Source organism: Mesorhizobium sp. M7D.F.Ca.US.004.01.2.1, assembly GCF_003997785.1.
In the GTDB taxonomy this organism is placed as follows: Bacteria; Pseudomonadota; Alphaproteobacteria; order Rhizobiales; family Rhizobiaceae; genus Mesorhizobium; species Mesorhizobium loti.
In genome coordinates, this window is record NZ_RZRQ01000375.1 from 1 (window position 1) to 5326 (window position 5326).

General features: G+C 62.4%; 8 protein-coding genes and 1 pseudogene. 6 read left to right on the forward strand and 3 right to left on the reverse strand.

Annotation, left to right across the window (positions count from 1 at the left end):
- A pseudogene (locus EN993_RS30715) lies at nt 1–228 on the reverse strand (alpha/beta hydrolase); the annotation flags it as partial.
- 47 nt (nt 229–275) lie between these two features.
- On the opposite strand from EN993_RS30715, the gene EN993_RS30720 reads away from it, so the two are divergent.
- The gene (locus EN993_RS30720; RefSeq protein WP_127265645.1) at nt 276–728 is read left to right on the forward strand and encodes a MarR family transcriptional regulator; all 453 of its coding nucleotides are present in this window, start codon (nt 276–278) and stop codon (nt 726–728) included.
- A 20-nt stretch (nt 729–748) separates the two neighbouring features.
- On the opposite strand, the gene EN993_RS30725 is transcribed toward EN993_RS30720, so the two are convergent.
- Nucleotides 749–1360, reverse strand: a complete 612-nt coding sequence (locus EN993_RS30725; RefSeq protein ID WP_127265646.1) for a pyridoxamine 5'-phosphate oxidase family protein — start codon at nt 1358–1360, stop codon at nt 749–751.
- A gap of 73 nt (nt 1361–1433) precedes the next feature.
- Nucleotides 1434–1787 (reverse strand): DUF971 domain-containing protein, encoded by a 354-nt coding sequence (locus EN993_RS30730; RefSeq protein ID WP_109671237.1) that lies wholly within the window; start codon nt 1785–1787, stop codon nt 1434–1436.
- Nucleotides 1788–1982: 195 nt separating this feature from the next.
- Between EN993_RS30730 and moaA the strand changes: the two genes are divergently transcribed.
- The 5 genes from moaA to EN993_RS30755 form a co-directional block, all read left to right on the forward strand.
- Nucleotides 1983–2978 carry a GTP 3',8-cyclase MoaA gene (gene moaA / locus EN993_RS30735; protein WP_127265647.1) on the forward strand — a complete coding sequence of 332 codons (996 nt, stop codon included), beginning with the start codon at nt 1983–1985 and terminating at the stop codon, nt 2976–2978.
- A gap of 53 nt (nt 2979–3031) precedes the next feature.
- Nucleotides 3032–3505 carry a hypothetical protein gene (locus tag EN993_RS30740; RefSeq protein ID WP_127265648.1) on the forward strand — a complete coding sequence of 158 codons (474 nt, stop codon included), beginning with the start codon at nt 3032–3034 and terminating at the stop codon, nt 3503–3505.
- Nucleotides 3506–3624: 119 nt separating this feature from the next.
- Entirely contained in the window at nt 3625–3984 is a 360-nt protein-coding gene (locus tag EN993_RS30745) for a hypothetical protein (RefSeq protein WP_127265649.1), read from the forward strand.
- A 121-nt stretch (nt 3985–4105) separates the two neighbouring features.
- On the forward strand, nt 4106–5026 hold the full coding sequence (locus EN993_RS30750; RefSeq protein ID WP_127265650.1) for a DMT family transporter: 921 nt from the start codon (nt 4106–4108) through the stop codon (nt 5024–5026).
- Between the two features lie 56 nt (nt 5027–5082).
- Nucleotides 5083–5326: NTP transferase domain-containing protein (locus tag EN993_RS30755; protein ID WP_164757916.1), on the forward strand; the 244-nt coding region annotated here is incomplete at its 3' end.

The window sequence follows — 5326 nt, forward strand, 5'->3', positions numbered from 1 at the left end:
GAACTCGTGCACCATGACGCAGCCGGTCGCGGTCTTCAGCCGGTGATGACGCGCCTCGGTCATGAACTCGGCAGCACGGCCGATGGCGCGGCGTTCGCCGTCGCTGAGCGCCTTGACGCTCGGCGTGCGGCAGAACAATTCGAACGCCGCTCGCCCGGTCAGGCGTGGCGCGACACGCTCGGCCGCACCAAACACGCCCCGGATGACCTTCAGCCCGAATGATGCCATAGTGAGAATCCATCCATACGTTCAAGCATGAACATAATAGTTCAAAGATGAACAATAAACAAGAGCTACCTTGGGACAGCCCGCGTTTTCGCAACTGGGTCGCGGTGGCGCGCGCCTGCCATGTGCTGGAACGCACGCTGGCGGTGAAGCTCGCGCCGCTCGATTTGAAGCCGGCGCAGCTCGACGTGCTGATGAACCTCTACCGCCATCCCGGCATGTCGCAGCACGACCTTGCCCGCAAGCTGCTCGTCGGCCGTTCCAACATCACCATGCTGCTGCCGCAGCTGGAAGCGCGCGGCCTGCTGCGCCGCGAAGGCGATGAAAAGGACAAGCGAATCTTGCGGCTCGCCCTGACGGAAGCCGGCGAGGCGCTGCTGATGCAGGCGCTGAAAGTGCATATGGCGCTGATCGAGAAGGCGATGAGCCAGTCGACACCGGAACAGTGCGACATGATCGGCGATCAGATGCGCAAGATCTATGAGGTTCTGAAAGAGGCTTGAGCGCCCCTTTCAGCCCAGACCTACCACATCGTCTTCTTCGCCCGCTCCGGCCATTCCTTGTCGTAGGTCTCGCCGTCGATGGTCTTGCGGCTGGTGATTTCCAGGATCTGTCCGGGCGTCGGCAGCGACTTCGGATCGACGTGCCTTGCCGGATTCCAGAGTTCGGAGCGGACAATGGCGCGGGCGCATTGGAAATAGACCGAATCGACATCGACAACGGTCACCGAGCGCGCGGCCTTGCCGTCCACCATGAAGGAGGCACACAGCGCTGTATCCATGGTGATATGAGCACGGCCATTGACGCGCAGCGTCGTGCCGGAGCCCGGCACCAGGAACAGCAGGCCAACGCGCGGGTCGCGGATGATGTTTCTGAGCGAATCGGCGCGGTTGTTGCCGCGACGGTCCGGCATCATCAGCGTTTTCGGATCGTGAATGCGCACGAAGCCGGCGAGATCGCCGCGCGGCGAACAGTCCAGCCCCTCCGGCCCGCCGGTCGCCAGCGCGACGAAAGGCGAGGCTTCGATGAAGGCGGCATACTCTGGAATGACGTGGTCGAGTTCCTTGACCAGCGAGGCCTCGCCTGGGACGCCATAGAGCGCCTCAAGTTGCTCGACCGTGGTGATGACGGACATCTTTTTCGTCTCCAAACCTTTGCCGGCGCTACTCCAGATGTGTGACGTCTTCACGACACCAGCACGCCCAAGGCTAGCGGTCCCGGCTCAGGCCCTTTTCCGCAAGCTCGGCGAGATAGGCGTCCCAGCGCGCATCCTTCTCGTGGCCGAGCGTGTGCAGGTAATTCCAGGTGAAGATACCGGTGTCGTGGAAATCGTCGAAGGTGATGCGCACGGCGTAGTTGCCGACCGGCTCGATCTTCAGGATCGCCACATTGCGCTTGCCGGGAACCGTCACCCGCTGTTCGGGCGAATGGCCCTGCACCTCGGCCGATGGCGAGGCGACGCGCAACAGTTCCGCCGGCAGTTCGAACGGCCGATGGTCGGGAAAGGTGACGGATAGCAGTTTGCGGTCCTTCGAGACCCTGAGTTCTTTCGGTGCGGTCATGCTGTTCGATCCCGTATCATCCATCCTCCCTACGCCGCTTCGCCAAACGGGAAAAGCCTGTTTCAGGCCGACCGACATGCGATGTCGGCGCAGAGATGTTACCAAAGATCGAGAGACGGTATCTTGAATGAACGGCCGCATCGTATCACATAGCGGTATATAACGACGCCGTTCACGGTCACGGGAAGCGTTTGCATGGACATGATCGACCCTTTCGGTCGCACGATCAGCTATCTCCGCGTGTCGGTCACCGACCGCTGCGATTTCCGCTGCACCTATTGCATGGCCGAGGACATGGCCTTCCTGCCGAAGAAGGACCTGCTGTCGCTGGAAGAACTCGACCGGCTCTGCACGGTCTTCATCGGAAAGGGTGTCAGGAGATTGCGCCTCACCGGCGGTGAGCCGCTGGTGCGCAAGAACATCATGCATCTCGTGCGCCAGCTGTCGCGGCATCTCGACAGCGGCGCGCTGGAAGAACTGACGCTGACCACCAACGGCTCGCAACTGTCGCGCTTTGCCGCAGAACTCGCCGATTGCGGCGTCAGGCGCATCAACGTCTCGCTCGATACGCTCGATGCCGACAAGTTCCACAAGATCACCCGCTGGGGCCATCTCGACAAGGTCATGCAAGGCATCGACGCAGCACTTGCGGCCGGGCTGAAGGTCAAGCTCAACGCGGTCGCGCTGAAGGATTTCAACGACGCCGAGCTGCCCGAGATGATGCGCTGGGCGCACGGCCGCGGCATGGACTTGACGGCCATCGAAACCATGCCGATGGGCGAAATCGACGCCGACCGCACCGACCAGTATCTGCCGCTTTCGCTGCTGCGCGCGTCGCTGGAGCGCCAGTTCACGCTGACCGACATCCCCTTCAAGACCGGCGGCCCGGCCCGCTATGTCCATGTCGCCGAGACCGGCGGGCGGCTCGGCTTCATCACGCCGATGACGCATAATTTCTGCGAGAGCTGCAACCGCGTCCGGCTAACCTGCACCGGCACCCTATATATGTGCCTCGGCCAGGAAGACGCAGCCGACCTGCGCTCGCCCTTGCGCGCCTCCGAAGGCAACGAACTGGTCGCCGAAGCGATAGACGAAGCGATCGGCCGCAAGCCGAAAGGCCATGACTTCATCATCGACCGCCGCACCAGCCGCCCATCGGTATCGCGCCATATGAGCGTCACCGGCGGCTGACCTTCCCGCCGATCTGTCCAATTGCCGGGCGGTCATCGACTTCGGGGCAAGACATGCGGCGGCTCTTTTCAATCGGGACGTTTTTCGCTGCGCTCGCGGCCAGCACCATAATTGCCGCGCCGTTCACCTATGTGAACGAGCGCTTCGGCACCGTCTGCACCTTTCCCGACGATGTTTTCACCGAGCGCCAGCCCGAGCCCGACAATGGCGACGGACAGGTGTGGCTGAGCACCGATGGTGCCAGCCTAACATGCTCGGGTATCCTCAACATCGACGACGATGCGCCAAAAGGCTTCGTCGCGGCGGAGAAGGCCAGCAAGGAGCCAGGTTACGAGGTGACCTACAGCAAGGCCGGAAAGGACTGGGTGGTGCTTTCGGGCGTGAAGGATGGGAAGATCTTTTACCAGCGGCGCCTGTTCGGGAAAGACGGCGTCATCCGCACGGTCTGGGTCGACTATCCGCCGGCCCTGAAGTCGAAATACGATCCGCTGGTCGGCGCCATCGCTGGCAGTCTCAAGGGGCCATGACGGTTTCGGACCACACCCCAGAAAAAGTCTTGTTCGCGAACCGCAGCCGGATTTACGGCCAGCACGTTCCGGCCTAGCCTTCCCCGCGGCGGAATCTTCGCTCACAGGGGGAATACACCATGCGCAAACTCGTTCTTTCTCTTGCATTGCTTGGCCTCGCCGCCCTGCCCGCGGCGGCCCAGTCGATCGGCGGCACCTATACCGTCGCCGGCACCAACTTCGATGGATCGCCCTATGGCGGCGAGGCGACCATCGCGCTGACCAGCGGAACGACCTGCACGATCCACTGGGAGACGGGCGGCTCATCTTCCGACGGCATCTGCATGCGCAACGATGACGCCTTCTCCGCCGGCTATGTCATGGGCAAGGATATCGGCCTCGTCGTCTACAAGATGATGGACGACGGCTCGCTGCATGGTCTGTGGACGATCGCCGGCAAGGAAGGCAATGGCACCGAGGTGCTGACGCCGAAGAAGTAAGTTCTGCCGCCATTGCAGGCGATCTTCTGGGCCACAAACAAGGCTGTGGCCCAGCCCTTTGCTGTTGCGGTTTCATGCCCGGCTGTTACAGGCTTGCTGCAAAGCGGAACCGGTAATCGTCTTGCCCCTGTCTCCAAATCTTCGCGGCGCGTTGTTCATGATGGTGGCGATGGCCGGCTTCTGCCTTAACGACGCCATCACCAAATACTCGTCGCAATCGATGAACATGGCGCAGGTCATGTTGATCCGTGGGGCTTTCGCTTCGCTTTTCGTCGGCTTGCTCGCCTGGCAGCGCGGCGCGCTCTCCCGCCCGGGTTTGATGCTGCAGCCGCTGGTGGCTTTGCGCGTGATCAGCGAGGCCGGCGCCACTGTGAGTTTTCTCGTCGCCCTCGCCCATTTGCCGATCGCCAACGTTTCGGCGGTGCTGCAGGCGCTGCCGCTGGCGGTGACGATGGGGGCCGCACTTGTCTTCGGCGAGGCTGTCGGATGGCGACGTTGGCTGGCCATCGCCATCGGATTTGCCGGCGTGCTGATCATCGTGCGGCCTGGCTTCGAAGGGTTCAGCATCTATTCGCTGTCGGCGTTGGCCAGCGTCGCCTGTTGTGCGGTGCGCGATCTCGCCACCAAGCGGATTCCCAAGGCCATTCCGACATTGCTGGTGTCGACCGCGACCGCGCTTGCCATGACAATTGTCGGCGCTTCGCTGTTGTCGCCGATGGGAGGCTGGACACCGATGACGGGCAACAGCACGGCCTTGTTGGCCTTGGCTGCTGTCCTGGTGCTGATCGGCTATCAGTTCATCATCATGGCGATGCGGGCGGGCGACATCTCCTTCATCGCGCCGTTCCGCTATACGGCGCTGATCTGGTCGATTCTGCTTGGCCTGTTCATCTTCGCCGATATTCCCGATCTTCCGATGATCGTCGGCGCCACCATCATCATCGGCTCCGGCCTCTATGCGCTCTACCGCGAGCGAGTGGTCGGCCGGCGAAAGATCGTCGTCGAAAGCACGGGGCCGACCATGGTGCCCGACGGAATCTAGCCAGGTCATTTGAAGGTTCTTGTGATTTCCGGCGGCTGGCGTACAGGCTCCATGGCATGAAGCGAGACATTGCTGGGATCATTCTGGCCGGCGGCCAATCAAGACGGATGGGCGGTGGCGACAAGAGCCTGTTGCCGCTTGGCAGCGGCTGCGTGCTTGACCAGGTCGTCTCGCGCTTTGGCCGGCAGACTACCCCCCTGGCGCTCAGCGCCAATGGCGATCCGGCACGATTCTCGCGCTTTGGCCTGCCGGTGCTTGCCGACATGGTGAGCGGCTTTGCCGGGCCGCTTGCCGGAATCC